The 22,995-nt window shown below is 71.8% G+C and carries 21 protein-coding genes; 10 read left to right on the top strand and 11 right to left on the bottom strand.

Features of this window, described 5'->3' with window-relative positions; translation table 11 throughout:
• Positions 1-93 precede the first annotated feature (93 nt).
• Positions 94-828: a hypothetical protein gene (locus IIE03_RS07275; RefSeq protein ID WP_332841708.1), complete on the top strand. Its 735-nt coding sequence runs from the start codon at positions 94-96 to the stop codon at positions 826-828.
• Positions 829-832: 4 nt separating this feature from the next.
• Here IIE03_RS07275 and IIE03_RS07270 read toward each other — a convergent pair whose 3' ends face one another.
• The gene (locus IIE03_RS07270) at positions 833-3,727 is read right to left on the bottom strand and encodes a tetratricopeptide repeat protein (RefSeq protein WP_192862076.1); all 2,895 of its coding nucleotides are present in this window, start codon (positions 3,725-3,727) and stop codon (positions 833-835) included.
• Between the two features lie 84 nt (positions 3,728-3,811).
• Positions 3,812-4,666 (bottom strand): S1 family peptidase, encoded by an 855-nt coding sequence (locus tag IIE03_RS07265; protein WP_192862075.1) that lies wholly within the window; start codon positions 4,664-4,666, stop codon positions 3,812-3,814.
• 316 nt (positions 4,667-4,982) lie between these two features.
• Between IIE03_RS07265 and IIE03_RS07260 the strand changes: the two genes are divergently transcribed.
• Together IIE03_RS07260 and IIE03_RS07255 are read left to right on the top strand one after the other, a co-directional pair.
• On the top strand, positions 4,983-6,500 hold the full coding sequence (locus tag IIE03_RS07260; RefSeq protein WP_192862074.1) for a WXG100 family type VII secretion target: 1,518 nt from the start codon (positions 4,983-4,985) through the stop codon (positions 6,498-6,500).
• A 21-nt stretch (positions 6,501-6,521) separates the two neighbouring features.
• Entirely contained in the window at positions 6,522-7,115 is a 594-nt protein-coding gene (locus tag IIE03_RS07255; RefSeq protein ID WP_192862073.1) for a hypothetical protein, read from the top strand.
• Between the two features lie 117 nt (positions 7,116-7,232).
• On the opposite strand, the gene IIE03_RS25695 is transcribed toward IIE03_RS07255, so the two are convergent.
• The 3 genes from IIE03_RS25695 to IIE03_RS07240 all read right to left on the bottom strand — a co-directional run bounded on the left by IIE03_RS25695 (position 7,233) and on the right by IIE03_RS07240 (position 10,667).
• Positions 7,233-7,949 carry a MarR family winged helix-turn-helix transcriptional regulator gene (locus tag IIE03_RS25695; protein ID WP_225997410.1) on the bottom strand — a complete coding sequence of 239 codons (717 nt, stop codon included), beginning with the start codon at positions 7,947-7,949 and terminating at the stop codon, positions 7,233-7,235.
• Between the two features lie 187 nt (positions 7,950-8,136).
• Complete coding sequence (locus IIE03_RS07245) at positions 8,137-9,846, bottom strand: hypothetical protein (RefSeq protein WP_192862072.1); 1,710 nt, start codon at positions 9,844-9,846, stop codon at positions 8,137-8,139.
• The gene (locus tag IIE03_RS07240) at positions 9,831-10,667 is read right to left on the bottom strand and encodes an ABC transporter ATP-binding protein (RefSeq protein WP_192862071.1); all 837 of its coding nucleotides are present in this window, start codon (positions 10,665-10,667) and stop codon (positions 9,831-9,833) included. Before IIE03_RS07240 ends, IIE03_RS07245 begins: the two co-directional genes overlap by 16 nt.
• Before the next feature lie 123 nt (positions 10,668-10,790).
• Here IIE03_RS07240 and IIE03_RS07235 point away from each other — a divergent pair, with 123 nt between their 5' ends.
• Together IIE03_RS07235 and IIE03_RS07230 are read left to right on the top strand one after the other, a co-directional pair.
• A complete protein-coding gene (locus IIE03_RS07235; protein WP_192862070.1) occupies positions 10,791-12,401 on the top strand; it encodes a histidine kinase in 1,611 nt (536 codons plus the stop codon).
• An 82-nt stretch (positions 12,402-12,483) separates the two neighbouring features.
• Positions 12,484-13,182 (top strand): response regulator, encoded by a 699-nt coding sequence (locus IIE03_RS07230; protein ID WP_192862069.1) that lies wholly within the window; start codon positions 12,484-12,486, stop codon positions 13,180-13,182.
• Between the two features lie 21 nt (positions 13,183-13,203).
• Here the strand turns inward: IIE03_RS07230 and IIE03_RS07225 are convergent, their stop codons facing one another.
• The 4 genes from IIE03_RS07225 to IIE03_RS07210 all read right to left on the bottom strand — a co-directional run bounded on the left by IIE03_RS07225 (position 13,204) and on the right by IIE03_RS07210 (position 16,038).
• Positions 13,204-13,950: a hypothetical protein gene (locus IIE03_RS07225; protein WP_192862068.1), complete on the bottom strand. Its 747-nt coding sequence runs from the start codon at positions 13,948-13,950 to the stop codon at positions 13,204-13,206.
• The gene (locus IIE03_RS07220) at positions 13,947-14,852 is read right to left on the bottom strand and encodes a DNA-processing protein DprA (RefSeq protein ID WP_192862067.1); all 906 of its coding nucleotides are present in this window, start codon (positions 14,850-14,852) and stop codon (positions 13,947-13,949) included. The genes IIE03_RS07225 and IIE03_RS07220 overlap by 4 nt, the downstream gene beginning before the upstream one ends.
• A 178-nt stretch (positions 14,853-15,030) precedes the next feature.
• Complete coding sequence (locus IIE03_RS07215; protein WP_192862066.1) at positions 15,031-15,384, bottom strand: DUF2200 domain-containing protein; 354 nt, start codon at positions 15,382-15,384, stop codon at positions 15,031-15,033.
• A gap of 81 nt (positions 15,385-15,465) precedes the next feature.
• Complete coding sequence (locus IIE03_RS07210) at positions 15,466-16,038, bottom strand: hypothetical protein (RefSeq protein ID WP_193107581.1); 573 nt, start codon at positions 16,036-16,038, stop codon at positions 15,466-15,468.
• A 138-nt stretch (positions 16,039-16,176) separates the two neighbouring features.
• On the opposite strand from IIE03_RS07210, the gene IIE03_RS07205 reads away from it, so the two are divergent.
• Positions 16,177-17,292 carry a flavin-containing monooxygenase gene (locus tag IIE03_RS07205; RefSeq protein ID WP_192862064.1) on the top strand — a complete coding sequence of 372 codons (1,116 nt, stop codon included), beginning with the start codon at positions 16,177-16,179 and terminating at the stop codon, positions 17,290-17,292.
• Positions 17,293-17,340: 48 nt separating this feature from the next.
• On the opposite strand, the gene IIE03_RS07200 is transcribed toward IIE03_RS07205, so the two are convergent.
• A complete protein-coding gene (locus IIE03_RS07200; protein WP_192862063.1) occupies positions 17,341-18,201 on the bottom strand; it encodes a SecDF P1 head subdomain-containing protein in 861 nt (286 codons plus the stop codon).
• A 244-nt stretch (positions 18,202-18,445) separates the two neighbouring features.
• On the opposite strand from IIE03_RS07200, the gene IIE03_RS07195 reads away from it, so the two are divergent.
• The 3 genes from IIE03_RS07195 to IIE03_RS07185 all read left to right on the top strand — a co-directional run bounded on the left by IIE03_RS07195 (position 18,446) and on the right by IIE03_RS07185 (position 20,423).
• Positions 18,446-19,333, top strand: a complete 888-nt coding sequence (locus IIE03_RS07195) for a transglutaminase-like domain-containing protein (protein ID WP_192862062.1) — start codon at positions 18,446-18,448, stop codon at positions 19,331-19,333.
• A gap of 164 nt (positions 19,334-19,497) precedes the next feature.
• On the top strand, positions 19,498-19,950 hold the full coding sequence (locus IIE03_RS07190) for a DUF1801 domain-containing protein (RefSeq protein ID WP_408632833.1): 453 nt from the start codon (positions 19,498-19,500) through the stop codon (positions 19,948-19,950).
• A gap of 71 nt (positions 19,951-20,021) precedes the next feature.
• Positions 20,022-20,423, top strand: coding sequence for a hypothetical protein (locus IIE03_RS07185; protein ID WP_192862061.1), 402 nt, complete (start codon positions 20,022-20,024; stop codon positions 20,421-20,423).
• A 12-nt stretch (positions 20,424-20,435) separates the two neighbouring features.
• Here the strand turns inward: IIE03_RS07185 and IIE03_RS07180 are convergent, their stop codons facing one another.
• The gene (locus tag IIE03_RS07180) at positions 20,436-21,737 is read right to left on the bottom strand and encodes an exonuclease domain-containing protein (RefSeq protein WP_192862060.1); all 1,302 of its coding nucleotides are present in this window, start codon (positions 21,735-21,737) and stop codon (positions 20,436-20,438) included.
• Between the two features lie 172 nt (positions 21,738-21,909).
• Between IIE03_RS07180 and IIE03_RS07175 the strand changes: the two genes are divergently transcribed.
• On the top strand, positions 21,910-22,917 hold the full coding sequence (locus IIE03_RS07175; RefSeq protein WP_192862059.1) for a ComEC/Rec2 family competence protein: 1,008 nt from the start codon (positions 21,910-21,912) through the stop codon (positions 22,915-22,917).
• Positions 22,918-22,995 lie beyond the last annotated feature (78 nt).

Below are 22,995 nucleotides of genomic sequence, written 5' to 3'. Positions count from 1 at the left end.
GTGCCTTAGGGTCGGCGTGTGTCTATCGCAGCTACGCTTTCCGGAGACTCGCCAAACCAGGATCGATACATTCTTGGCGAGGGATTTGCTGCTGTGCTCGACGGTTCGACGTCCGTCGCCGGTGACCGGTCGCACGACCCGGGGTGGTACGCCGGGCGGCTGGGAGAAGCGCTGGAACCGCTGCTGCCGGGCGACAAGCCGATCGCCGATGCCGTGGCGATCGCGATCGCACAGGTGGCGGAGGCGGCAGAGCTCGTGGCGGAGACGAGCCCGACCAGCACGGTCGCGGTGGCGCGCTGGAACGAGGACGTCGTCGAGACCTATGCGCTGTGCGACAGCACGGTGGTGGTCCTGTGTCGCGACGGCACCGATCACGTCCATACCGACGACAGGGCCGGGGAAGCCGTCGCGGAACATCGCGCCGAGTACCGTGCGCACCTGGAGGCCGGTCACGGGTACGACGACGGGCTGCGGGAGATCCTGCTCACCCTGCAGGAGCAGCTCGCCCGGCACCGGAACGTGCAGGGTGGCTACTGGGTGGCCGGCGCGGATCCCGAGGCCGCGTACGAGGGGATCTCCCACACGTACAGCCGGTCCGACGTCGACGGGGTGATCCTCGCGACCGACGGCGTCACCCTGGAGCGGCATCCCCGTGTCACGACGTGGCGAGAGCTCTACGCGGAGGTCCGCACACATGGAGCGGATGACCTGCTGCGGGAGTTGTTGCGGGAGCTGCATGCCGCGGAGGACCACGACCCCGACGGCGTCCGGTGGTGGCGCTCGAAGCGACATGACGACAAGACCCTCATCGTCACGCCCCTTTCCTGATGCGCTAGCCGCGAAGCCACTCGTCGGCTACGCCGACGTCTATGGAGACCATCTCGTTCCGGCGGCTCATCGCGTCCGCGTCCCGGCCGGCCCTCTCGAGCAGCACGGCGGCCCGTGCGAGGGTGGTCCGATACCCGTCCAGGAACTGGACCGACCGCATGCCCTCCCCATAGCGGCGCCGGAAGATGGCAAGGGACTCCTCGAAGACATCCGACGCCACGGCGTCGCGACCACTCTCCATCAGGGAGATGGCGCTGCTGCCGAGGCTCCAGGCAAGGTTCGGCTCGAAGCGGGCGGGCAGGCCGTCCACGAGTTCCCGGTAGATCTCGATCGCCTCCGCGTGGACGTCACGTGAGTCGTCGAAGCGCTCGACGTTCGCGTAGGCCGTCCCGAGGTTCGTGAGGCAACGTGCGAGCCCGGACCGGTGAAGAACCGGGCTCCGGGCGGCGAGGCGTTGCCAGAGACCTCTGGCTTCCTCGTGGGTTCGAAGGGCGTCGTCGGGCTCAGGAAGGTTGTCGCGCTTCGCGAGGCTCTCGGAGCACGTCGCGAGATCCCCGAGCGCGTGGGCCAGATAGTCCTCGTAGCGCGTGGGGGTCCGCGCATCCAGGCGCCGCCAGATGCCGCGTGCCTCGACGAACACTTCGTGCGCCGCGTCGAGGTCACCCAGATCCGAGAGACAGCGCCCGATCGAGCTGAGTGATCGGGCGAGGGCGGCCGTGTCCGTGTGGCGATCACCCTGCTCCGCCAGGGCACGCCGGATGCGCAGCGCTTCGCGATGGGTGGTGAGCGCCATGTCCGGCCGCCCGAGGTCCCGGTAGGAGATCCCGAGGTTGTGCAGGGAGCGCGCGAGCTGGGAGGCGTACAACTGATCCGACGTGACGGCGTGGTTCTCCCAGCGCCGAACCGCCTCGCGGCGCACCTTCAGCGCGTCCCCGTACCGGCCGAGCGAGGCGTAGGAGTCACCCAGGTTGTCGAGCGAGAGGGCGAGGTCGGGACCGAATCGGCCCGGGTTCCGGAGGGCGAGGACCCGGTAGGTCCGGGTCGCGCGTTCGCGCGCCGCGAGCGCCTCGCGGTAGCGGCCCCGGGTGTGCTCCCAGTTCCCGAGTACGTGCTTGGCCTGAGCGGCATACTCGGAGCCGGCCATCCGGGAGCCCCGGGAAATGCTGGCGTCGAGCCGCCCGGCGAGCCTGTGGCCGACTGCGTGCAGGGCGCTCGGCGGGTCGGGCCAGGGAATGACCTCGTGGACCGCGCTGATGACCGGTCGTTTCTCCGGAAGGCGGTCGACCAGCTCAAGGGCGACTTCTGCGATGTCGTCGCTCCACCGTGGGTCGAGCCCGCGCGGGGTGCGAGCCCTGGGTGCCGTGGCGCCGCTGCGGGACGGGTCCGCCGTGGCACGTGTCAGGACGATCATCGCCTGCTCCGCCTGGCGCGCGTTCAGGTTGTGCAGCAAGGCCGTCCGCCGCTCGAGACTCGCCAGCTCACGCGCGTCCTCGGCGACGTCGGAGGCGGTGAGCGCCGAGACCACGAGATGTTCGGCGAGCCTGTCGGGGTGGAGGCTGCCCAGCCAGCCGGGAGTGCCGACGAGTTCGCGGTCGCCGTGGTGCTCGTCGGCGGGATCGCCGGACTCCGGTGGCGGGTACTGCTCACGCAGCCAGCGCGCGGCGGCGATGGGGTCGGGCGCCTGTCCGTGGGTGCAGAGCCCTGCGACCCGGCGGGCCAGTTCCTCGGCTTCCTGCTGGTCGGCCGCGCCCAGCAGGCACCCCGCCGCGACAAGGGTTCGCAGGGTGTGACTGTCGGTCCGGACACCCGCGAGCTGTGCCGATCGCTTCCAGTCGCGCGCCTCGTGCCGGAGCAGTTCGTCGAACACCGCGTGGATGGACTGCCCGGCCGTGTCGCTGCCCGACGACGATCCGTCCTCCTGGCGCAGGACCTCGACCAGCGCGATGGAGAGCAGGTCGAGCATGCGGGCATCGGGAACGGCGTCGGGCAGGAGCACCGATGGGGCGCCCACTCCGAGATGTTCGGCGAAGTCACGCGCGGCGGCCCGGACGATCTCCTGCTGCTCCATGTGCAAGCTGCCGGCGCCAGAGCTGGGGACGATACGCGGCGAGAGCTCCAGCGGGTCCGCCGCACCGACGACGGCGCCGACGCCGGGCAGCTGGCAGAGGTCGGTCCACCACTGGCCGCTCTGGCGGGCGAGGAGCAGGATCCGCACCGTGCCGGAGTCGTCGTTGGCGCGTTCCAGGAGCGTGGCGAGGCCGTCGTGCCAGTTCTCCGCATAGTCCACGACGAACAGCACGGGTGCGTCGCCGTGGCCGCGCCGCAGCACGGCCATCGCCTCCGTCTCGACGCCGGTGCGCAGGTTCCGGCATTCCCAGCCCCGGTGGCGCATCACGGACTGCAGTTCCTGCGCCAGGCGGGTCTTCCCGACGCCGCCCGGCCCGGTCACGAGCCGCACCCGCAGCGACCGCCGCCCACGGACGCCGCCCTCCGTGCACCAGTCGACGAGGTCCTGGATCTCCCGCTCGCGGCCGAGGAACGTGACGACCTGCGTGTCGCCGTCGCGCACCGGCGAGAGGAGGCGGCCCGGGGCGTCGGCGTCCCCGGGAGGGCGGACGGCGAGGTTCACGGACTCGTGGAGGGCCTCCTGGTCACGTGCGGCCATCGCACGTCGGCGATCATCAAGCGTGAACCAGCGTTCGACCAGTATCGCACCAAGAATGCTTCCGACGATTCCGGCCGTGAGAATGATCTGCCGGACCCACTCAGGGATCGACGCCGGAAGGATCGTCGCGATGACACCCACGACGATCGCCGCCGACGCCGCGAGGCCGTAGACCCACATGCGTCGCACGATGCCCCTGCTGGCTTCCCGGCCGGCATACCCTTCCGCATCCATGTCTTGAAGCGTATCCGAAACGGACATTCCGTTTTATTCGCCACACCGCCGGCCGCGCCGCACCGCCCGTCACGGGCCGCGCCATCATCGTCCGAGTTCGGCACCGATGAGGTCGGCGTAGACGTCGACCTTGGTGTAGCCGCTGTAGGCGTCCTCGCAGACCGTCCCGCCACGGGAGAGAATCGGCCCGAACACACCCGCCAGCCGCCCGTCGATGACCAGTGGGCCACCGCTGTCCCCGCCGCAGGCCGCCGGTCCGCCGTCGGGCCGCCCGCCGCAGACGTAGAAGCGGGGATCGAGCTGGAACGGCATGACCGGATGCGCCCGCGCCGCCTCGTTGCAGGCGGCGTGGCCGCGCATCGGGATGCGCCCCTTCTGCAGCACCGGCGACGGTCCCAGCAGCCCGTCCTCCTCGTAGATGCCCCAGCCGAGGATGGTCGCGTGCCGTCCGGGCGCGTAGCGCCAGCCGTCGTCCGGGTCGATGATCCGGAGCGTGCGGTAGGGCATCGGGCGGTCGAGCGTCAGCACCGACAGGTCACCGCCGCCGAGGAACGCCGGATCGCCGGGTTCGGCCGCGGGCGGTGGCACCGGGGGTGCGTTCCATACGCGCACGACGCCGCGGACGATGCCCTCCTCGCCGCGAAGATCCGTCCGCCCGCCGATCACCTGGAACTGCTCCGGCTCGAGGTCGTCGACGCAGTGCGCGGCGGTGACCACCATCGTGGGGGCGACGAGCGTGCCCCCGCAGAAGTGGCCGGACGGGGTCGTCGTGTCGCCGACCCGGCCGAGGAAGACCATCCACGGGTAGTGCCTCGTCGTCGCGTCCTTGCCCCCGACGATCGCCTGCGCCTGGACGGCACCGAGCGAAAGCAGCATCACGACGGCCAGCGCGGGAACGAGCAGGACGACGAAGGCACGTGCTCTGAACCGATGGTTCATGTCGTCGAAGGTACGAACCATCCGGCGATCCGGACATCGGGCATGGCCCTGGTAGCGACCCTGAATCCTTTGACCAGCTGCCGCTCCAAGGTGTGCGACAGGTCCGCCTCCTACGGTGTGCGACAGGTCCCCTCCCAGCGGGAGATCTCGCCCTCCCGGAGTCCGGGATCGTTGCGCATCCATACGCGAGGCGGCCAGGAAGGCCGCGCCACCGGCGGGCAGATCTCCCCATGGCCACCGATGCTCCGCCCCGCTAGGGTCAGCCTGCCCGGACCAGGACCGCCGCCGGACGGGCCACCTCACGAAGGGACCGCGCATGGGTGAGCTCTGGGGCGCCGACATCGGTCAGTTGCGCGCGCTCGCGACGGTGATGCACCGCGGGGCGCAGACCCTCGAGGGTGCGCGCGCCCGGGTGGACTCGCTGATCGGCGACCTCGCGTGGTTCGGCGGGGACTCCGAGGGATTCCGCGACGAGTGGTCGGCGGTGCACCGTGCGAGCCTGTCGGCGGCGATCGATCAGCTCACCCAGGCCGGCGGGACGCTCGACCAGAACGCGGACGACCAGGAGGGGACGAGCGAGGAGGACGGCGCCGTCGGGCCGGGCGGCGGCACCGGTTCCGACGGCACGGGCTCCGGCGCCGACGGATCGGGCTCCGCCTCGCCCCCGGCGCAGGTCCCCACGTCCCCGCTCACCCCCGAGCAGTACCAGGACCTCTCCGAGGCCGAGCGGCAGGAATGGCTCGCGACGGCCACCGACGAGCAGATCGCGGCCCTCCTGGCCGCCATGGAGGCCGAGGGCCTGTACCCGGGGCCGGACGCGGGCGCACTCGCGAGCGAGCACTGGACGCGGCAGGCGGCCCAGGACGCCGGCATCGACTACCTCGAATGGGACCCGGAGCTCGGCGCGGAGGCCAACCGGGAGAACATCGAGGCCGTCTACGAGTACTACGCCCAGCTGTACCTGAACAACCCCGACCTGCAGTGGGCCGGGATGGCGGCGATGATCGGGCCGTCGTTCGCGGCGGGCTTCCTCGACCTGGCGATGATGCGCGACATCGCGCAGGACTTCGAGGTCGCCGGCGAGGTGCTCGACCAGGTCCCCGGTGGCATCCCCGGCGCGGATCTGATCGAGCAGGCCGGCCGGATGACCGACGAGGAGCTCCGCTTCTACGAGACCACGTTCCTGTCGATGCAGCAGGAGATCTTCCACGACCAGGCCTCGATGCACGCCGCGTACGAGCACGGCGGCATGGCGGAGATCGAGCGGATGTTCCAGTCGGGCGCGATCGACGAGGCCACCTACGACGCCTGGGCCGACATCGACTCCGGCGACCCCACCCGCGTGTCGGAGGGCAACGTCGAGATGCTGCGCCGCGAGCAGCAGGACATCATCCACGACGACTACCAGGCGACGATGGAGCGCCCGGTGACGGGCGAGGCGATGACCTACATGATGACCCTCGTGGGCGAGGCCTCGATCCCCGGCACGCACACGTTCGCCGAGACCAACCCGTTGTCCGTCACGGCCGAGACGCCCGGGCCGGACAACATCCCGTTCACCCCCTGGGACAACCCGCTCCAGGGCGAGGTCACCGTCAGCACCCCGCTGCCGGACGGCAACATCGCCGACACGCCCCAGCGGTGGGAGTACATCCAGGCCGATACTCTGCCCGCGTACCAGGACCTCCTCGCGAACGATCCGGGCCGCGTGCAGGAGATTCTGGAGACCCCTGTGTCCGACCGCATCGAGGACTACCGGCTCACGAACCCGGACCGGCTGGGCCGCATCGTGGACCGGCTGGCGACCGACTGGGACGTCGATGTCAGCCAGTAGCTCACATGACAGGGTGGACCCATGTCGATGAGGAAGGCGATTCTCGCGGCGACCGTCGTTCTCGCACTGACCGTGGCGGCGGGCTGCACCGTCCGCGTCGGCGGCTCGGACGACGACGGCGCCGAGGTCTTCGGAGAGGCGAACAGCATGCAGTGGGACCTGACCCGACCGCTCGAGGCGGAGGCCCTGGGCCTGCCCGGCGACCAGATGGTGGTCGTCACCGTGCCCGACGACGCCACGGTGAACCTCACGCTCCCCACCGGGACCTGGACCGGGCGGACCGAGGAGATGACCGTGACCACCCGGCACGGCTACGTGGACTCGGTCGACCTGTACTGGACGGAGCCCGACGGCCAGGCCGCCGCCGACCGGATGGTCGCGGACGCCCCGCTGCTCGGCATCGACGCCGCCCGGGCCGCCGAGTGGGCCGGCACCGCGAAGTGGGCCGAGACCGCCGACATCAACCGCACCCGCGAGAAGGCGAACTACAACGGGGCGGCGGGCGAGGTCTCCACCTCCGTCAAGCCCAGCATGGCGGTCGGCGAGGGCGAGGGGACGCCGGTCCGCCTCTGGTACAAGTTCTACGTCCGCGACGTCGTCGAAACCGCGGGCTGACGCGCCACGACCAGCCGGGCACGGCCGTGCGCCGGGGCGGGGCGCCCCGGCGCACGGTGATCGGATCCTCTCGGATGCGCGGCTCCGGACGCGTCGCGCCGTCTCACGACGGTGCCCTCAGGCGTCCGGTTCGTCGTCGGACGGGCGCCGCTTGCCGCGGCGGCCTTCCGGGCCGGGCCCGCCGAACGGGCCCGGGCGGCCGTGCGGACCGGGACGGCCTCGCCGTCCGCCGCGGCCGGGGCGTCCGCCGTACCAGCCGGGGCCGCCGGGGCCGAATCCGCCCGGGCCGAACCAGCCCGGACCGGGTCCACCGGGTCCACCCGGCCCGAACCCGCCACGGCGCCACATCTCCTCGAAAGCCTCGCGGCGCTCGCCGAACTCGTCGCCGAACGCGCTCTCCGCGTGGTCGAGGATCCGGCCGAGGTAGGCGCTCAGTCGCTCCACCTCGTCGTCCTCGAGCACATCGAGCAGGTCGTTCGCGGGCGTGTGCTCCTCGGCCTGCTCGGCCTCCCGGCCGGCCTCGGTGAGCCGCACGACGACGACGCGCTTGTCGTCCGACGACGGCTCCCGCTCGACGAGCCCCTGCTTCTCCAGCTTGGCCAGGAGCTCGGCCAGCGCCTGCCGGGACATGCCCAGCAGGAAGGTGAGCTCCTTCTGCGTGGTCTCGGGCTGCAGCTTCAGCAGGGCGAGCACGCGGCCCTGCCCCTGGCTCGGGTCGTGCCACGGCGCCCGGCGCCCCGGCATCCTCCCCCGCCACATCTGGTGCCGCTGCAGCATCCCGACGGCCACGAGTCGCTGTGCGGCCTCCTGCCGCACGTCACGTTCCTCGGTCATGGGTTTTCCTCTCGGTGGTCGAATCTGTCAGGTACCTGACGTCTACCACCATGCGCCCGCCCGAGTGATTTTGTCAAGCACCTGACCGTCTGGTTCTTGACAAAAGAGTCGGACGGGCGGAGGTGCGCTCCGGAGCGAGCACGGCGTCGCGGCACGACCGGGCCCGCCCCGACGGGCAAGCCGGCCTCTACACCTTCACCTTGGCGCGCTGCGCCTCGCGCTGCTTCTGCTTGAGCGCCTTCGCCTGCTGCTCGCCCTTGAGGGTCGACGACTCGAACCAGTCGAGCGCGCCCGCCCAGCCGGTGCGGGCGCCGTCGTCGGTCCGGAACACCTGGCCGTAGCGGATGCGGCTGTACAGGTCGGGCAGCCGCTTGTCCAGGTAGCCGATCGTCACCCGGCCGAGCGCCCACGCGGCGCCGAAGCCGTTCGCGATCCCGACCACCACGAGCGCCGGCGCGGTCCAGGGCGCGGGGGCCAGCAGGTGCAGCAGCACCATCGCACCGGTGGGCAGCACGGCGGCCTGCATCAGCAGCATCGCGATCCACACGTGGAAGGTGATGTTCCCGACGGCGTCGTTGGGCCCGACCCGCTGCCGGGGGTCGACGCCGGGCGAGACCCCCACCGCCGCGACGATCAGCGCTGCCCCGGTCGCGGCGCCCAGCAGGGCGGGGATGGCGGCCAGCAGGATCGGCACCGCCCACATCGCCTGGCTGAGCAGCACGAACACGACCGACACCAGGAGGATCTTCGGCAGGAAGGTGAGGACGACGCCCCACTGCCGCCCCCGCACGTCGGCCCGCACCGACCCCGCGTCCTGGCTCACCACGTCGAGCCAGACCGCGGTGCCGTCCTGCCCGTAGACGGTGCAGGCGGAGATCCCCACCATGAACGTGATGATCAGCCCGGCGAACGCCGCCACGCCGTCGAGGTCCTCGCTCGCCAGCGCGAACGCGCCGATCAGCACGCCGGTCCAGACGCCGGACTGCGTCTCGATCATCCGCCAGGCGTCCCGGCTCCACTGCCGCACCTCCTTCGCGACGACGGCACCCGTCGGGGTGGCCGGCAGCCATCCGCCGCCCGCGACGAGCCGCGCGGACCTGCGCCGCCCGCGACGTCGTCGGGCGGGCTCGGCCGACGGCACCAGCAGCGGGATCGTGGCCGCGATCACCGCCGCCGCCAGCACGGCCAGCCCGCCGAGCAGCAGCAGCGCGCCGCCCCAGTCGCCCCGCGCGGCACGCTCGACCGCCAGCACCGCCCACGACGTCGGACTCAGGTCCAGGCCACGGGCCACCGCGGCGTCGGTGAACCCCGTGGCCAGGAAGTCCGGCGTGCGCTCGATCGCGACCTGCACCGGGATCCAGCCGGCGAACATGCCCGCGAACATCAGCCCGAACTGGATGCTCGCGATCTCGACCCCGGCCCGGGATCCCATCGCCGCCCCGAGCAGCCCGTACACCAGCCGCGACAGCGCGACCAGCAGGATCCACGTGAGCACGGCCCCCGGGACCGCCACCGCGAGCGCCGCCGGCGACAGCAGCACCGCGTGCACGCCGGTCGCCAGCAACGCCGCCAGCACGACGCCGGCCGCGACACTCACGTACACGCTGACCAGCAGGCCGCGGCCGAGCACCGGACGCGACATCGGCAGCAGCGTGAAGTAGCCCGGCCGGAGCGTGCCCGAGCCGCTCATCAGCACCGGACCGATCGCCGTCCCGACGCCCCACAGGAGCAGCCCGAGCGTCAGGATCGAGTGTCGCGCGGCGTCGTTCCCGGCGTTCAGGGCCGCCGCCCAGGTGACGACGACGAGAGCCCCGCCGATGGCCCACCCCGCCATGCGCATCCCCGGCGTCGAGTGCCGCAGCATCGTGAGCTTGAGGGAGATCAGCCACCGATCCATGCCAGGTCCTCCTCCCCCAGCTCGCTCGCGCCCACGAGCTCCACGAACCGGTCCTCCAGGGTCCGGCCGCCGCGCACCTCGTCGAGGGTGCCGTCGGCCAGCACGCTTCCCGCGGCGATGATCGCCACGCGGTCGCACAGGCTCTCCACCAGGCTCATCACGTGGCTGGAGATGATGATGGTGCCGCCCGCCGCCGTGAACCGGCGCAGGATCGCGGTCAGCACGCGCGCCGAGACGGGGTCCACGGCCTCGTAGGGCTCGTCGAGCACCAGCAGGCGGGGCGTGTGCAGGAGCGCGGTCGCCAGGCCGATCTTCTTGCGCATGCCCGTGGAGTACTCCCCCACCAGCGTGCCCAGCTCCTCGGCCTCCTCCAGCTCGAGGATGCGCATCAGCTCGGCGGCGCGGTCGGCGACGACGCCGGCCGGCATGCGGCGGAACCTGCCCCAGTAGGTGAGGAGCTCGCCGCCCGTGAGCCGCTCGGGCAGCGCCAGCCCGTCGGGCAGCACGCCCAGGACGCGCTTCGCGGCGACCGGATCCCGCCAGACGTTGATGCCGTGCACGAGGGCCCGCCCGCCGCTCGGGCGGAGCAGGCCCGTCGCCATGGACAGCGCCGTCGTCTTCCCGGCGCCGTTCGGGCCCACGAGGCCGAAGAACGAGCCGCGCGGCACGGCCAGGTCGATGCCGTCGACGGCGACCTTGTCGCCGAACGTCCGGCGCAGGCCGGTCAGTTCCAGGGCGGACTCGGACGCGGCGTGCCCGCCGGAGTCCTCGGCGGCGGGCCCGCCCGGTTCGGGCGCGGGTCGTGCGGATGTCGTGGTCATGCCCCCAGGCTGTCCGACGACGCCGCGCCGCGCCTCCGCCGATCGGGCATTTCTGCTCCGCCGATCGGGCACCGGAGGCCCTCCTCCGTTCTGGTCCCGCATCGGCCGACCTATCCTCGGAACATGGTCACCTCGGACGCGGATCGACGGCGGGCGCGCGTGAGGCTCACCTCGGCCCTCGGAGACGGCCCCGCGTCCGGCACGGGGCCGGGCGCCCTCGCGGAACCCGCCGCGCCACGCAGGTCAGGAAGGCCGGGCAGGTCCACGGGGCCGGCCGGCGCGGTCGAGCCCGGCGGTGCGGCCAAGCCCGGCGCCGGCGCGGCAGAGCCGGGCGAACCCGGCCGGTCGGGCTCGCCCGCCGGATCGCGGCCGTCCCGGTCGCGGCTCCGCACCGCCCTGACGGAGTTCGCCCGGCTCCACACCCGGCGCACCACCGGCGAGTGGGTCGCGGACAGCCTGCAGGTCGCCGTCGCGCTCCTCGTGTGGTGGTTCTACGGGTTCGTCACCGTCGACACCTATCCCGCCGTCCCCGACTGGTACTGGCCCGTGGACCGGCTCCTGGGGCTGGTCGCCTGCCTCGCGCTCTGGTGGGCACGATTCCGGCCGGTGACGGTCGCCCTCGTCGTGCTCGTACCGGCCGCCTCCTCGATGAGCGCGGGTTTCGCGGCACTCGCCACGGTCTACCGCCTGGGCTCGCACGCGCGTCCGCGCGTCGCGGCCGGGACGGCCGTCCTGTACGTGGCGGCCGGGCTGCCCTACCACGCGATCTTTCCCATACCGGCGACCAGCTGGGCCTGGTGGTCGACGATGATGGTGCTCCTGTACCTCGTCGCCCTCAGCTTCGGCCTGCTGGCGCGCTCGCGCCGCCTCGCGCTCCAGCGGGTGCGCGACGACGCGGCACGCGAGCGCGAACTGTTCCGGGCCCGGATCCTGGGCGCGCGCCGGGACGAGCGCGAGCGCGTCGCCCGCGAGATGCACGACGTCCTCGCTCATCGCGTCTCCCTCGTGTCGGTGCACGCCGGCGCGCTGGAGTACCGCCTCGACGCGGCCGAGGCGCCGGCCGCGAACGCCGCGGACGCGGAGAACACCGACCTGGACACGGAGAACGAGGACACGGCGCGCACGGCCGGCCGGGTCTCTCCGGGCGGCGCGGCGCACCAGAGCCCGTCCGGCCCGGCTCGTGCGGCGTACCCGCCCCGCCCCGCCCCGCCGTCGTCGGCCGAGATCCGTGAGGCGGTGTCCGTGATCCGGCAGAACGCGCACCTGGCCGTCGAGGAGCTGCGGCACGTGCTGGACGTGCTCCGCGCCGACGAGCCGGAAGACGACGCGATCGACCTCGACCATCCGCAGCCCCGCCTGACGGACATCGCCCGCCTCGTCGAGGAGGCGCGCGGCGCGGGGCAGCGGGTGACGTCGCGCCTGGACCTCGGCTCAGGCGACCTGCCGGGCACCCTCCAGCGCACCGCGTTCCGCGTGGTGCAGGAGGGCCTCACCAACGCACGCAAGCACGCGCCGCGAGCGCACGTGCACGTCGAGGTCGTGGCCGACGACGACGGCGTCCGCCTCGCGATCACCAATCCCCTGCCGATCGGCGTCGGCCCCGGTGAGATCCCGGGCGCCGGCGCGGGCCTGATCGGGCTCGACGAGCGCGTCCGCCTGGACGGCGGAACAATCGAGCACGGCGCCCACGACGGCGAGTTCCGGCTCACCGCCCGCCTGGGGGTACGACCATGAGCGCGCGCGTGCTGCACTGCCCGCCTCGAGCTGGCGTCACGCCGGCTCGTGTCCGCCCGACCCCCGGTCCCGGGGTGCAACCATGAGCGCCCCCGTCCGCCTCCTGCTCGTCGACGACGACCCGCTCGTGCTGCGCGGCCTGCGCCTCATGCTCGCCGGCGCCCCCGACCTGGAGGTCGTGGGAGACGTGGACGACGGCGACGCCCTCGTCGCCGCGGTCCGGGAGACGACGCCGGACGTCGTGCTGCTCGACGTCCGCATGCCCCGGGTCGACGGCGTGACCGCGCTCCGCCTGCTGCGCGCCGAACCCGACCTGGAGCTGCCCGCCGTCATCGTGCTGACCACGTTCGACACCGAACGCGTCGTCCTGGACGCGATGCGGGCCGGGGCCGCGGGATTCCTGCTCAAGCACACCCCGCCGGCCGAGCTCGTGCGCGCGGTGCACGCCGCCGCGGCGGGCGAGCCGGTGGTCTCCCCGGCGGTGCTGCGCCGCCTCATCGACCACGTGGCCCTCACCGAGCCGAGCGACCGCCCCCACGGAACGACGTCGGGCAGCGCCGCACCGCCCGGCGACGTGCTGGACCTGAGTCTGCTGACCGACCGCGAGCGCGAGGTCGCCCTGGCCGTCGCCGAGGGCCTGGGGAACACCGAGATCGCGCGGGAGCTGTACCTCTCCCCGAGCACGGTGAAGTCCCACCTGTCGAGCGCCCTCACCAAGTTCGGCCTGACCAACCGCACCCAACTCGCAATAGCAGTCCACGAGGCCAACCGCCGGGGTTGAGCCGGCCGCACTACTCGATCGTCAGGGACACGCGCTACCCGTCCACGGGCACACGGTCGCATCGAAGGTGGGACGTCCATGTGAGGCGAGAAAGCGCTTCGTCGGTCCGTACGAGGGGTCGAGTACTCGAGCGACCACGAAGACCGACACGTCCTGCGCGCCCGCCTGCTTGAGCGCCGCGGCAGCGGACTGGGCGTTCGAACCGCTCACCCAGGAGTCGTCCACCAAGAGAATGTGGTCCGGCACATGGTCGGACGCGACGACGAAGTTGGCGGGCCGAAGCTGCCGGCGTTGGAAGTCGTCCGCGACCGAGAGTCGGACCTCAGCGTCCGGGCGTTTCGTCATGCCGCGCACGATCTCTCCGAGGCGAAGCCGCTTCTTCGACGAAGGCATCACCGCCCAGCCAGACTTCGACGTCGCCCGCCCGCATGGCACGTGCCCCCGCAGTCCGAGCGCGAACAGGGATGTCATCACACGGTCGACGTCTCGACCTGGGTTCGGGCCCTTGTACTGGTGCACGACCTTGTAGCCCTGCGAGTCGTACTCCTCGGCGTAGATCAGGACGCCCACTCTGTCAGCCAGTGGCAGCCTTGACCGAACGTGCCCTTGGCACTGTGGACACAGAGCGTCGATCGCGTGGTTGAGGGGTTTTGCGCAGACCGAACAGGTCTTGGTGGTCTCGAACACTGCGTTGTGGAGATAGCGCCCGTGAGCCGTCTGAAGGAACTCGGCGATGGGGCGAACGACGGTCGGCAGTTCCCGTGTCACGCACTCATCAGGGCGGCGAGCGCCTCGTCCACCCTGCGCGGCTGTTCCTGGATCTCGCGTACCGCAGCTGCCAGATCGTCCATCGAGTCCACGACGTACACGCCCGGCTGACCACGAAGGGCACCTCCCCACGTAGTCGTCGACGCGACCTTTTCGGTGAGTATCACCGGCCGCCCGTGCTCGCCGGCCAACCTGGCCTGGATGCGCGTGCCGCTGTGTTCGCCTGCCTCGACCACAATCGTCGCCAGCCCGTAGCCGGACATCGACGCGTTCCGCATCGGGAAGGACTGCTTGGTGGGCGGCGCCTCCGGATAGAACTGCGAGAGCACGAGCCCACGCTCAGCAACTTCCTGCTGCAGGTCGGCGTTGGCCGCCGGGTAGGCCCGAGTGATCCCTGTCCCGATGAACGCCACGGTTCTGCCCCCCGAACCGAGCGCCGCCCGGTGAGCCGCGGCATCGATGCCTGCCGCCAAACCACTGATCACCGTCATGTCCTGGTCGACCAGGAATCGTGCGATGTCCCCGGCCAGTCGCAGCGCGTCCGGCGAAGCATTCCGTGAGCCGACGAGTGACATCCCCGCGTCATCGCGACGTAGGTCCCCGGCGTAGAACAAGAAGGGAGGCGTCTCGCGGATGTCCAGAAGGCGTTGCGGGTACTGCGGGTCGAGCACCGTCACCATCTGCAGGCCCTGCGACTGCCAGGACCGGACATCCTTCCTCGCCTCGTCGATCCGGGCTTCGTCCACCGGAAGGTCGAACAGCGCCCCATCGCCCTCTGCGCCCGTCAGGAGCGAGAACGCGCTCCCCTCGAACGCGACCTGCGAGGCGATCCGCCCCCAGCTCGACTTCTGCTCACGCAGAAGGACCAGCAGCGCGGCAATCTCGTCGTGGCGGTCGGTCATGGAAGCCAGCGTAGAGCCCTCGTATCGGTTGTCCTGTCAGGCGCTCCGAGCAGCTGCGGATGTTATCGAACTGTTGTTCCATTAGCTGTCGACAGGTTCGGACGTCCGGCTACGACGGCGCTGCCCGGGGACCCAGATCGACCCTCCCCGCTAACGCGCCGCGGCCGGGCCCGCCGTTCTACGCGCCGCGCAGGATCGAGCTCATCTTCTTGCCGCGGGCGAGTTCGTCGACCAGCTTGTCCATCCAGCGGATCTGCTGCATCAGCGGGTCCTCGATCTCCTCGACCCGGATCCCGCAGATCACGCCCTTGATGAGGGTGGCGTTCGGGTTCATGGCGGGCGCCTCGGCGAAGAACGTCCTCAGGTCGACCTCGGTCGCGATGGCCTTCTCCAGGCCTACGGCGTCGTAGCCGGTGAGCCAGCCGATGACCTCGTCCAGCTCGTCCTTGGTGTGGCCCTTCCCCTCGGCCTTGGTCACGTAGTGCGGGTAGATGCTGGCGAAGCTCACGCCGAAGATGCGGTGTCCGGCCATGTCGCGTCCCCTCCAAAGTACTGGAGCCGCCAGGCTACCCGTCACATGGCTGGTGTCCCATCGGGGCCGGACGCCGGAGCGTCATCCGTTGAGCTCGTCGCAGACCTCTTCGAATGCTGCCTCCAGGCGATCCTTGTCGAACTCGCCGCCACCCAGCCAGATCGGGTGGTGGAGTTCGATCGTCGTCTCGTGCGACACGCCCAGGGACGTCACCCTCACCGGCACGGTCGAGATGGCGCTGTAGCCGCCGCTGAACGTCACTTCCTGGAGGGGATCCACGATCCACATCGCCACCTCGCGCCCCGGCGGGATCACCACGCGATCCGACGTCTCCGCATCCGGGGGGCCGGCCTCGAACTCCGGGAGCCGCACGTCGTCCCGGCGGTGCTCGGCGAGTCGCCCGAAACGGAACGCCTCGGGCTCCTCGGAAACGACCTCGACCTCCCACCGCGCGTCATTCCGCACGGTCTGTATCGCCACGACGTCGTCACTGCTGGGGTACACGGCGCCGTCGCCTTCACCCGGCCCGCAACTGTTCAGCCACACACCCGTGCCGATGTGCGCCCTCGAGCCAGCCACCACGGCTTGCCGCGTCTCCGCCACCCAAGTAGTCACCAGAGCAACCACTACCGTGACCGTGACGACGACGGCCACCACGACGAGAATGCTCCGGTAGCTCACGCGAAGTTCGAGGTACTTCCGGTCCGACGGCATGGGCGCGAGGGTAGACCCAGGTCACCGACCTGGAAAGGAAAGTCCGGCCCGGCCGGTGAACCCCACTACTCTCCATCCATGGCTTCCACCGTCCATGTCATCGGCGCCGGACCAGCGGGTCTCGCCGCGGCGGCCGCTCTCCGGGCGAGGGGCGTCGACGCCACGATCCTCGAGAAGTCCGGGCACGTCGGCAACGCCTGGCGGAACCACTACGACCGCCTGCACCTGCACACCACACGCGGCCTCTCCCGGCTTCCGGGGCTCGCCATCCCACGCGAGTTCGGCCGCTGGGTCGCCCGGGACGACGTCGTCCGCTACCTCGAGGCGTACGCCGCCCATCACGACCTGCGGGTCGAACTCGAGGCGGAGGTCACGCGCATCGACCGCGAGGACGGCGCCTGGGCGGTCGCCTGCGCCGACGGCACGCGGACGACGGACGCCGTCGTCGTCGCCACCGGCTACAACCACACGCCGCACCTGCCGGACTGGCCCGGCTCGGACGGGTTCCGCGGCGAGATCGTGCACGCGAGCCGGTACCGCAACCCGGCCCCGTACGCGGGCCTGGACGTCCTTGTGGCAGGCGTGGGCAACACCGGCGCGGAGATCGCTCAGGACCTCGCCGAGGGTGGCGCCGCGAGCGTTCGGCTCGCCGTCCGGACGCCGCCGCACCTCGTGCCGCGCAACAAGGGCCTATGGGCTGCGCAGTACACGGGTCTCCTGGTGAGGCACCTGCCGACCAGCCTGGTCGACGCACTGTCCGTCCCCGTCCGCAAGGCCAGCTTTCCCGACCTGTCCCACCTCGGGCTGCCGATCCCCGCGGTCGGCCTGGCGACCCGCGTCGCCCAGGGCGCCATCCCCGTGCAGGACGTCGGACTGGTCGCCGCCGTCCAGGCGGGCACCGTGCGCGTGGTCGGCCCGATCGACCGGTTCGACGGCGACGAGGTGGTCCTGGCCGACGGCGCGCGCCTGGCCCCCGACGTCGTGCTCGCCGCGACCGGGTACCGCCGGGCGCTGGAGCCCCTGGTGGGCCACCTCGGCGTGCTCGGCGAGCAGGGCACGCCCGTCGTGACGCACGGCCGCCCGGCCGCGCCTGGCCTCTACTTCACAGGCTTCACCAACCCGATCACCGGGATGTTCCGGGAGACGGCGGCCGACGCCCGGCGGATCGCGCGGAGCATCGCCCGCGGGCGCTGAAGGTACGACCGGACCACGGATGCCCGGGACCGATCGCCGAACCGCCCGTTACTCCGTCGAGACGGACTGCACCTCGAACGGGAAGGGCAGCGGGTCCGTGCCGAGCAGGCCGGCGAGGGCCTCCGCCGACTCGCGGGTGAACGACCCCGAGATCTCCGCCGCGCCGGCGGTGATCACCGTGCCGGGCGGGATCGTCGGCGCCGAGACCACCACTCCGTCCACCGTGACGGCGAACTGGTTGCGAGGGCTCTCTTCTCCCTGCAGGCGCTCCGTGATCTCGGTGAGTGCCGCCGTGCCGCCCTCGTCGAACTGCAGGTTGATGACCCAGTCCGCGGTCTCCGCCGTGTTCGAGGAACTCGCCTCGGAGACGTCGGCTCCGTCGATCTCGGCCGGACCGAGGAGGTACTTGCCGGTCCTGGCCTCGTCGCAGGCGACGAGCGGCAGGTCAGGGTCGCCGGCGCCGACGTCACCCCCGGCCTCGTCCGTGCAGTCGAGGGCCTCGAACTCCGCCACGACGTCGTCCGCGACACCCGGCACGTCGGACGACCCCGCACCGGAGCCCCCACCATCCAGGGCCAGCACCGGACGGAACGCCAGATCGCCGGGCCGAGTGAGCAGCGGGTAGTCCTCCCCGCCCACCTCGCCGATGACGTCCATCGTGACCGTGCTCCCCTCGACCACGGTGACGTCGACCTCGCGTTCGCCGTTCTCCAGCCGCTCCACCAGCACGTCGACGGCGTCACCCATGGCCGCGGCCGTCGCATCGTCGTCAGCAGCGGGAGTGGCCTCGAGCACGACCCGCGTGATCGGTGCCCCGGAGGAATCCACCCGGTAGTCCAAGGGCCCGCACCCGGACAGGACGGACGCCACGACACACATGGCGATCACGGGCATTGCGCGGCGAGTCATCGTCTCTCCCTCGATCGGGTGCGACCAGCTCGATCAGGCGTCGCTCCGAGCGAGCGTATATCCAGCTCGCAAGCCTGCACAGGAAAGTCCCGCGGCTGACCGAGAGCGGCTGTCCGAGGCGGGTGACCGAGGGCGCGGCCGACACCGAGCCCGCATACCGCGGCCGCAACACACCGCCTCGACCACCTCGCGATTCGAACACTTGTACGTTATCGTCGAGTCAGCCGCGGAACGGAGCCACCAATTGACCACCACCGATGCCCTCGCCTACTACACCGAACCCGGACCGTTCACGGACCCCGGACCCCACCGTGACAGCGTCCGGGACCTGCGCCGCGACATCCCCGGGCTCCTCGATACCCTGCACGGCCTGCTCATCCACGAGCACCTCACCCGCGCCTACGACGTCGAGCACCGCCCCGACCACAACGAGACCGCCAACCTCCGCCACGCCGAGGACCTTCTCGCCCGGCTCCTGGCCGACGGCCGCCCCCTCACCGAACCCCGCGAGCCGGACGAGCGGCTGGGCGGCACCTGCCGCGACTTCACGATTCTGGCCGTCACGGCCCTGCGAGTCCACGGCATCCCCGCCCGCGCTCGCTGCGGCTTCGGCGCCTACTTCCCCGTGCCCAGCAACGAGGACCACTGGGTCGCCGAGTACTGGAACGACGGCGAAGGCCGCTGGGTCCTCGTGGACGCCCAGATCGACGATCGCCAGCGTGAACTCTTCAACACCGATATCGACGTCACCGACGTGCCCCGCGACCAGTTCGTCGTCGCCGGCGACGCCTGGCTCCGGTGCCGCGCCGGCGAGGACGACGCCGACCGGTACGGGCTCACCGTCACCCAGGAGTTCGGTGCGTGGTGGATCGCCGCGAACCTCATCCGTGACACCGCCGCTCTGTCGAACGTCGAGATGCTCCCGTGGGACGTCTGGGGCGCCATCCCCGAACCCGAGGACACGATCGGCCCCGATCTCACCGATCTCCTCGACCGCCTTGCGGCGTTGACCGCCGATCCCACCACCGCCGCCGAGGCCCGGCGGCTCTACGACGACGCCCGGCTGCGCGTCCCCACCACGGTCCGCAACGCCAACCGTGGCCACGACGAACCGGCACTCCTCCGCGGCTGAGATCTCAGCGACCCAGAACCAGCAGGCCCGAGCCTCGCGACTGAGGCGCTCCATCAGATGCTGGCCCGGTCGAGCGGCCGGTTGCCGTTCCCGGCCGAGCGGTAGGCGGCCGCGCCCGGCACGGCCGGTTGCCGCGCCCGGCATGCGGTGCCTACGCTCCACGGGTGGTTGACGAGGCAGGCGAACGAGCGACCGTCCCGGCAGATGTGCGGGACCGGATCGACGAGGTGACCCCCGCGAAGCGGCGGCGTGACGCCGAGACGCTGCTCGCGCTCTTCGCCCGCGCCACCCACGAGGAACCCGCCATGTGGTCCTCGATCGTCGGGTACGGCACCTACCACTACCGCTACGACAGCGGCCGCGAGGGGGACGCGCCGGCAGCGGGGTTCGCGCCCCGCAAGGCGGCCACCGTTGTCTACCTCAACGACGGCGTCGGCACATATGCCGACCTCCTGGAGGAACTCGGCCCGCACACCACCGGCGTCGGCTGCCTCTACCTCAAGGACCTGGAGGCCGTCCGTCTCGACGTCCTCGAACAGATCGTGCAGCGCTCCTACACCGCCCTGACGTCCGGCACCTACACACAACGCGCCCGCGAGGGCGGCACACAGGCCTGAGGGCCGACCCCGAGGCACCCGCCGCGAGCGCTCTCTCGACGGTGAGCCGCGCCACCTGACACGATCGGCCGGTGCGCCTCGTCCAGCTTCCCGCCATCGCCGTCTCGACGTTCGCCAGCCACGGCGTCGACATGGACTTCCTGCCGTCCGTTCAGGGCGGCACCCGGACCAGGACCACCATCGTCCGGTTCACCGCCGGCGGAGTCCTCGGGATGCACGAGGCGACACTGCGGCAGGTCTTCGCCGTCCTGGACGGCCGGGCCGTCGTGACGTCGACGACGCCACCGGAGGGCTCGACGTCGGACGAGCCCGACGTCCGGGTGCTGAAGGCGGGCCAGGCCGCGATCTGGGACGTCGGCGAGAACCACGAGACGCGAGCGGTGACCGACCTGCTGGTCGCGGTCCTGGAGACCGACGGCGAGCTGCACTTTCGCGAGCACACCGACCTGCCGCCGTACGGGCGGGCGCAGTAGATCTCGGAGGCCCTACAGCGCCCCGATCATCCGTTCGAAGCCGGCCTCGCTGATGACGGTGATGCCGTACGCCTCCGCCTTGCGGGCCTTGCCCGACATCGAGTCCGGGTCCGCCGCCACGACGAGGCGCACCTTCTTCGTCACCGTCGGGTGCGGCACGAGGCCGGCCGCGCGGGCACGCCGCTCCCACACGTCGCGCGGCTCGCGCATCGCCCCGGTGAAGACGACAAGGTCGCCCGGCGAGAGGTGCGAGCGCAAAGCCGTGACGCTGCTCGTCCCGACGCCGGCTACCCCGCCGGCGCTCGCCTCGCTCCCAGCCATCGCCTCGCTCCCAGCCATCACCCCGCGCCCAACCACCGCCCCGCGTCCCGCAGCCAGAAGGCGGTCCGCGTCGTCGTCGGGCACCTCGAGCATCGCCGCCACCGCGCGGAAGTCCGCCTCCTCCGCAGCCGTCACCACGCCGTCGCCCCAGGCCGCGGCAGCCAGCGCCGCCAGGTACTCCCGGTGCAGCGCGTCCGCCTCGGCCCGCCCGATGCCGGCCTCCGCGCAGTACGCCTCGAGCTGGTCGTGCTCGCGGGCCGAGATGTGCCGGTCGAGGAGCGCCCGGTCCACCAGCTCCAGGTACTCCTCCTTCATCCAGGTGGTGATCGGGCGGTTCCGGGCCGTGGCAAGCCGGGCGAGGAAGTGGGTGTCCCGCAGCGTGGCGACCCCGCGCGCGACCGTCGTCGCGGACCCGGCCGGAACCTCGGGCCACGGTGTGGTCTCCGCCAGGTCGACGACGTCGTCCCATCCCGGCACGGTCCGGCGCGATCCCTGGTCGAGGAACACGCGCAGCAGCCCGGCCGCGGCCAGGGCGTCGGACATCGCCTCGTGGGCGTTCCGCAGCTCGACCCCGTGGTGACCGCAGCTACCGGCCAGCGACCGCGGCGCGTCCGGTGAGAGCACCGCGCCCGTGCGCATGGTGCACAGCGTCGTCGGCTCGATGAGCGGGACATCGGCTCCCTGCCGCGCGAACTCGTGCCATACGAAGCGCCGGTCGAACTGCGCGTTGTGCGCGACGAACGCCCTGCCCCGCAGCAGCCCCGCCACGTGCCCGGCGACGTCGGTGAACGCCGGGGCGTGCCGCACGTCGGCGGCCCGGATGCCGTGGATCTCCTGCGGGCCGAGGTCCCGCCCCGGGTTGACGAGCGTCGACCAGGTCTCCTCGACGACGCCGTCCGGCGCCACCTGCACGACGGCGATCTCCACGACCCGGTCGTGCCCGCCCGGGAACAGCCCCGTGGTCTCCACGTCGACGACCGCGTATCCGCCCACTCCGGCCCCTCTTCCCTGCTCAGCGGATCAAATGGCGCCCATCGTGGCACGCGGGACGTGCGACCGGTACCGCAACCGTGGGTGAACTCGCGGCCCGGGCGTGCGCCCCGCCGTATCCGGTGCCACGCTGATCATCGCGGGGGCGAACACCCAGATCACAAAGAGGCAGACCGTGTACGAGGTCGATTTTCTGCCCGTCGAAGCCACCGACGGCGAGCCGAGCACCAGGAACGGCGACGCCATCACGATCCACTTCACCGAAGACGCCACGGGAACCGAGCGCGTCGTCGTCATCGACGCGGGGTTCGAGGCGGTCGGCGACGACGTCGTCGAGCACGTGACGAGGTACTACGGCACCAGTCACGTCGATCTGGCGATCAGCACCCACCCCGACCGCGACCACATCGAGGGCATGCGGACCGTCGTCGAGAAGCTCGACGTCGCCGAGCTCATGGTGCACTGCCCGAAACTCCACGCCTCGCCGCGCGACGTCCAGCAGCACTTCCGCGACATCGCCGCCGTCGACGACCTCATCAGGTCCGCGAACGCCCACGGCACCAGGGTCGCCGAGCCGTTCACCGGCGAGTCCCGGTTCGGCGGGCAGCTCACGATCCTCGGCCCTGCCGAGGGCCTCTACGAGACGCTCCTCGCGGAGCACCTCGGCGAGGAGCGGGCGGGCACGATGACGAGGGCGACGGCCATCGCGGCCGGAGGACTCCGCGACCTCTTCCGCAGCGTCGCGGCCTGGAGCCGTCCCGCGGAGACGCTCGCCGAGGACGTGGAGACCAGCGCGCGGAAGGAGACGTCGGTCGTCACCCTGATCCGGTGCGACGGCCAACGGCTCCTGTTCACGGGCGACGCCGGCCTGCGTGGCCTGGGCGCCGCCGCCGACCGCTACGAGTCCCTGCTCGGACCGTTCGAGAGCGTGCCGATCACCCTGTTCCAGGTGCCGCACCACGGCGACCGCCACAACCTCTCCCCCGCCGTGCTCGACCGTCTCCTCGGTCACCGCGGGCAGCCGCACACGCCGACCCTGGCGGTCGCCAGCTCGGCCGACGACGACCCGAAGCACCCGTCGCCGATGGTGGCGAACGCGCTCAGCCGCCGCGGCGCGACACTCGTGGCGACCGAGGGCGAGCCGGTCTGGTCGAACCACGGGGCGCCGCCGCGGGCGGGGTGAAGCCCGGTGGAGGCGATCGGCCCGCTCATCGACGACCAGGCGTGAGCTCCGCCTCGCGGGGTGGGACGAGCCGTCCGG

Source organism: Myceligenerans pegani, from assembly GCF_014892515.1.
Taxonomy (GTDB): Bacteria; Actinomycetota; Actinomycetes; order Actinomycetales; family Cellulomonadaceae; genus Myceligenerans; species Myceligenerans pegani.
Note: the sequence above shows the minus strand (reverse complement) of the source record. Positions and strands in the feature narration are given on the sequence as shown.

What these genes read in the sequence shown, in the direction of transcription:
- IIE03_RS07270 (WP_192862076.1), bottom strand. Translation starts at nt 3,727, where the DNA reads ATGGATGCGGAAGGGTATGCCGGCCGGGAAGCCAGCAGGGGCATCGTG.
- IIE03_RS07265 (WP_192862075.1), bottom strand. Translation starts at nt 4,666, where the DNA reads ATGAACCATCGGTTCAGAGCACGTGCCTTCGTCGTCCTGCTCGTTCCC.
- IIE03_RS07260 (WP_192862074.1), top strand. Translation starts at nt 4,983, where the DNA reads ATGGGTGAGCTCTGGGGCGCCGACATCGGTCAGTTGCGCGCGCTCGCG.
- IIE03_RS07255 (WP_192862073.1), top strand. Translation starts at nt 6,522, where the DNA reads ATGTCGATGAGGAAGGCGATTCTCGCGGCGACCGTCGTTCTCGCACTG.
- IIE03_RS25695 (WP_225997410.1), bottom strand. Translation starts at nt 7,949, where the DNA reads ATGACCGAGGAACGTGACGTGCGGCAGGAGGCCGCACAGCGACTCGTG.
- IIE03_RS07245 (WP_192862072.1), bottom strand. Translation starts at nt 9,846, where the DNA reads ATGGATCGGTGGCTGATCTCCCTCAAGCTCACGATGCTGCGGCACTCG.
- IIE03_RS07240 (WP_192862071.1), bottom strand. Translation starts at nt 10,667, where the DNA reads ATGACCACGACATCCGCACGACCCGCGCCCGAACCGGGCGGGCCCGCC.
- IIE03_RS07235 (WP_192862070.1), top strand. Translation starts at nt 10,791, where the DNA reads ATGGTCACCTCGGACGCGGATCGACGGCGGGCGCGCGTGAGGCTCACC.
- IIE03_RS07230 (WP_192862069.1), top strand. Translation starts at nt 12,484, where the DNA reads ATGAGCGCCCCCGTCCGCCTCCTGCTCGTCGACGACGACCCGCTCGTG.
- IIE03_RS07220 (WP_192862067.1), bottom strand. Translation starts at nt 14,852, where the DNA reads ATGACCGACCGCCACGACGAGATTGCCGCGCTGCTGGTCCTTCTGCGT.
- IIE03_RS07215 (WP_192862066.1), bottom strand. Translation starts at nt 15,384, where the DNA reads ATGGCCGGACACCGCATCTTCGGCGTGAGCTTCGCCAGCATCTACCCG.
- IIE03_RS07205 (WP_192862064.1), top strand. Translation starts at nt 16,177, where the DNA reads ATGGCTTCCACCGTCCATGTCATCGGCGCCGGACCAGCGGGTCTCGCC.
- IIE03_RS07200 (WP_192862063.1), bottom strand. Translation starts at nt 18,201, where the DNA reads ATGACTCGCCGCGCAATGCCCGTGATCGCCATGTGTGTCGTGGCGTCC.